Here is a 4502-nt window from a genome sequence, read left to right as displayed (position 1 = left end):
CGGTAACGGCCATCATGCGGTTCTTGAAATGTTCTCGCTTAGCGTTGTCTGGCGTACCTTCCACGCGATGCCCTCAACGGATTGCGGCTGTCGCGGACGCTGAGCCCCGACAGTTCGATCATGTTGCGGGCAAGGTCGACGATGCGCACCGGCTCGCCCATGTCCAGCACGAACACCTCACCGCCTGACGCCATCGCGCCGGCCTGGATAACGAGCTGCGCCGCCTCGGGAATCGTCATGAAGAAGCGCGTGATGCGTTCGTCGGTGATCGTGACCGGACCGCCAGCCTGGATCTGCTGCCGGAACAATGGCACGACCGATCCCGACGATCCCAGCACGTTGCCGAACCGAACCATCGACAGGCATGTCTGCGTGGTCTCTTCCGCCAATGCCTGAAGCACCATTTCGGCCAGGCGCTTGGTGGCGCCCATCACGTTGGTGGGGCGCACGGCCTTGTCTGTGCTGACAAGAACGAAGTGGCGCACATTGTAGTCGATGCAACGCTGCGCGACGTTCATGGTGCCGAACACGTTGTTGACGACGCCCTGGATCGGATTGTGCTCGACCAGCGGAACATGCTTGTACGCGGCGGCATGATAGACGTGGCTCGGCCGCCAAACGCCGATGATCTCGTCCATCCGCTGCTCGTTCTGGACCGATCCCAGCAGGGGAACGAGCTGGGTGACGCCAGCCTCGTCGGGAGCGTGAGAAGGCAAGGCCAGTTCGAGTTCGCGGTGGATCGCGTAGAGCGAATATTCGCTGTTATCGAGCAGCAGCAGCTTGGCAGGTCTGGCGGCGACGATCTGTCGGCACAATTCGGATCCGATCGATCCACCGGCCCCCGTCACCAGGATCGTGCAGCCGAACAGATGGGCTTCCATCACCGCCATCTCGGGCGTGACGACATCGCGGCCGAGAAGGTCGTTGATGTCGAGGTTGGTAGTCCCGCTAGTGGTAACGTTGCCTAGCGCGAGATCGACGATATCGGGCAAGGTACGAATACGGATATGTAGCGATCGTAGCATCGCCAGTATCTCGTTGCGGCGTTGCTGCGTGGCGGACGGAATGGCGAGCAGCACCTCGTCGACGGCCAACTTGTCGACGAGACTAAGAATTTTTCCTGGCGGATAGACCCGAAAGCCGTTGATCGAGGCGCCCTGCAACCCCTTGTTGTCGTCCAGGAAGCCGACCACCTTCATCTCGGGGCGGCTTGAGATCGCAGCAGCCAGCTGGCGACCAGATTGGCCCGCGCCGTAGATCAGGACGCGTTCACGCGAGTGCATCGCGTTGCCGTGATCGAGCATCGCGTTCAACAGGCGGCGCGCGCCGGCCCGCACCATTATCATGAAAACGAACAGAAGAACGGGTTGTATCACGCCGACGGTACGTGGGACCCCTGGCACGCTCCAGGCCGTGAAGATCGCGACATAGGCAAGCGCATAGACCAGCGAAGCGAGCAGGATCTGGGTCTGGCCTGTGCTTTCGGCATGTCGGAAGACTGGGCGATATACTCCCATCGCCGCGAAGATCGGGAGGGCAAGCGCCACCGATCCGACTACTGCGCGCACGGGCAGGCCGTAGAGCGGTACCCAGACGCTCAGCCGGAGGAAATAGGCGATCCAGACTGCGAGAACGCACAGGCTGACATCGACAATTACGATCAGTGTGCGCTTACCCCATCGGGGCAGCCGAATTGCATGCTGAGCTACGCTTACTAACCGCATTCGACGCGAAACTTCCATTAATGAAAACGTGGCATCCGCACGTTGCTCCTACCGTCTGTCCCGACGCTTGACCAGTCGACGCCGTTCTTCCTATCGGCGCGCCATTATGCCTCAGAACATAGCGGGCCGTGCCCCCAAGCGGCTTTTCGACCTGACACTTACGATGCTGCTCGCCGTGCCGGCAACGCTGGCGTGCGTGGTGGCTGCCTTTCTGATCTGGCTCGACGACCGTGCCAATCCGTTCTTCGTCCAGCTGCGGCTCGGCCGCGACGGGCGGCCATTCCGTCTCGTCAAGTTGCGTACCATGCGGATCGGCACCGGCGACCGCCCGTCGCATGAGACGGGTCGACATCATATCACGCGGGTCGGTGCCTTTCTGCGCCGGACAAAACTCGACGAATTGCCGCAGCTATGGAACGTGCTGCATGGTGACATGAGCTTCGTCGGCCCGCGCCCCGGACTACCCAGCCAGACCGCGCTCGCCGAAAGTCGTCGGCGCCATGGCGTCGATCAGCTGACACCGGGCATTACAGGCGTATCCCAAGTACGCGGGCTCGACATGTCGACCCCCGAGCAGCTGGCCGAAACCGATGCCGCCTATCTGACCGACTGGTCGGTGCTGCGCGACATCCGCCTGCTGATACGTACCGCAGTGGGCGGGGGGCGTGGCGACGCTGTGCGCGATTAGGCCGTCAGTGGCCGATACCGTCCGGCGCGTGCCATCCCACCGCATCGATCAGTGCGTCGCGATCGCGTTCCAATTGCCCGCGCGGTACGCGTCCGCCGAGTAGGCGATCGATCCCCGGCACCGGCAACAAGCGTGCACGGCCGTTGCCAAGCGTACGCGAAAGTGCCGCCAGACTGCCATTGGCAACGGCGACCGGCACCAGGACCCGGCCGGCCGCACGATCGAACGTCGCATCGTCTAGATTAGTCAGATGGAGGCATAGGTCGGCCAGCGCGTGGAGCGACAGGAAACGCCGTGGCGCGCGGGCAAGCGCGAAGGGCAGCGGCCAGCCCTTCGCGACGGCACGGGCGATATGGCGCACCGCACCTTGTGCGCCCGGCCCGTACAGTGGTGGCAGGCGCAGGATCACGGCAGGCGCGCCGGGTGCAGGTGCCATGGCGACGGCCTCCATCGCACGCTTCGATCGACCGTAGCGGTCATCCGGCCTGTCGGGACGATCGGCATAGACCGAACTGATCGCCACGATCCGGCGAATGCCGTTGCGCGCAGCAGCGGTGCGGATCGCCACCAGGACGTCGGCCGCGGTGCCAACATCGGCTTCGCCGTAGGATTTGCGATTGGCCCTGTCGGCGAAGTGGAAGACGATATCGCATCCCCGCAGCGAAGCGGTAAGGGCATCGGCATCGGCAAGATCGGGCACCGTACGGATATCGCCGCCGGCTCCCGGCTGCGACGGCCGACGGCTGATACCCACCACGTCGTGCCCGGCAGCACGCAGCGCTGGCGCCACATGCCCACCCGCCAAGCCGGTAATGCCGGTGATTGCTGCTCTCGCCATGCCGCCCAGTAGACAGCCGCCCGCTTTACCGCAACGATCGGCGTTGCTAGCGGGACCGCGGGGCGATTTCACCTCGTCGATCGCGGATAACCATCGACGGTCCGAACCGTCGACGACGAGACACCATGAAGGATATGACGAATTGCACGAATTCGATCAGCTGATCGATGATGTCCGCTGCGCGCTTCCGGCACGGGTCGATGCTTGCGTATCCTTCGTCCTGTTCGAGAACGACCGTCAGGAAGTCATCAATGCGATCGCGCAGGTACGGTCGAGGACTGTGACCACGCATGTTGTGATCATCGACAACAGCGTGCCGCCGATGGACTTGTCATTCGCCGCAGCGATGGGTGCCACGGTTGTCGCGACCAATCAGAACATCGGCTATGGCCGCGGGCACAACATCGCCCTGGCCGCCAGCCGCGGTAGATGCCGGTACAATATCGTCATGAATACCGACCTGCAGACGCAGGACGACGTCATCGGCGGGATGGTGGCTTTCATGGATCGGCACGGCGATGCCGGACTGGCGATGCCACGCGTGCGTTACCCCGACGGATCACTGCAACGCCTGTGCCGGCTGCTACCCGATCCAGCTGACATCGTCGCCCGGCGGCTCCTGCACAGAACCAAATGGGGGCAGGAGAAGAATCGTCAGTACGAATTTCATAATTGGAATTACGATACCGTCGCCGAATTTCCGTTCCTTTCCGGCTGTTTCATGATCCTGCGGCGTGAGACGCTCGACCAAGTCGGCTATTTCGACGAACGCTATTTCTTGTACGCAGAGGATCTGGACCTTTCGCGGCGGATCAGGGCGGTGTCGCGCACGCTGTACAATCCAGACGAGACGGTGGTGCACGAGTATCGGAGCAAGGCCAGGCCGTCGTTGAAGCGCGTGCGCTACGCGATGGTCAGCCTGTCCAAGTATTTCTTCAAATGGGGCTGGATCGTCGATCCGGAGCGTGACCGCATCAATCGGGCAGCGATCGAGCAGTTTCGATAAGGCCCGCCGCTATCGCGCGTTCTGCGCCCGCGGCGAACCCTTCCGTTGCTTACTGGGCGATCGCAGTAGCGCGGCAAGGAGCAGCAGCCGCTCACGCACGCGCGCCCCGATCGCGCGCCGGCTGGTCCCGCCAGTGGCGGAGACCGCCGCCTGATGACGGCGATAGAGAATGAAGGGTTCCGTCACGATCGCCAGCTGACCATCGCGCGCAGCCTGGATCGACAACCACATGTCATGCGGCACGCC

Annotated in this window: 5 protein-coding genes; 2 read left to right on the top strand and 3 right to left on the bottom strand. The window is 63.0% G+C overall.

The features are described from left to right. Positions 1-38: 38 nt before the first annotated feature. Positions 39-1724 carry a polysaccharide biosynthesis protein gene (locus ACH0AE_RS17605; protein WP_406876127.1) on the bottom strand — a complete coding sequence of 562 codons (1686 nt, stop codon included), beginning with the start codon at positions 1722-1724 and terminating at the stop codon, positions 39-41. 106 nt (positions 1725-1830) lie between these two features. On the opposite strand from ACH0AE_RS17605, the gene ACH0AE_RS17600 reads away from it, so the two are divergent. After that, positions 1831-2412 carry a sugar transferase gene (locus ACH0AE_RS17600; RefSeq protein ID WP_406876126.1) on the top strand — a complete coding sequence of 194 codons (582 nt, stop codon included), beginning with the start codon at positions 1831-1833 and terminating at the stop codon, positions 2410-2412. A gap of 4 nt (positions 2413-2416) precedes the next feature. Here the strand turns inward: ACH0AE_RS17600 and ACH0AE_RS17595 are convergent, their stop codons facing one another. After that, a complete protein-coding gene (locus tag ACH0AE_RS17595; protein WP_406876125.1) occupies positions 2417-3250 on the bottom strand; it encodes an NAD-dependent epimerase/dehydratase family protein in 834 nt (277 codons plus the stop codon). On the opposite strand from ACH0AE_RS17595, the gene ACH0AE_RS17590 reads away from it, so the two are divergent. Then, complete coding sequence (locus ACH0AE_RS17590; protein ID WP_406876124.1) at positions 3225-4256, top strand: glycosyltransferase; 1032 nt, start codon at positions 3225-3227, stop codon at positions 4254-4256. The two genes, ACH0AE_RS17595 and ACH0AE_RS17590, sit on opposite strands and share 26 nt — an antisense overlap. A 9-nt stretch (positions 4257-4265) precedes the next feature. On the opposite strand, the gene ACH0AE_RS17585 is transcribed toward ACH0AE_RS17590, so the two are convergent. Continuing rightward, positions 4266-4502: hypothetical protein (locus tag ACH0AE_RS17585; protein ID WP_406876123.1), on the bottom strand; the 237-nt coding region annotated here is incomplete at its 5' end.

This window comes from Sphingomonas sp. 179-A 2A2 NHS (assembly GCF_045371305.1).
Classification (GTDB): Bacteria; Pseudomonadota; Alphaproteobacteria; order Sphingomonadales; family Sphingomonadaceae; genus Sphingomonas.
Note: the sequence above shows the minus strand (reverse complement) of the source record. Positions and strands in the feature narration are given on the sequence as shown.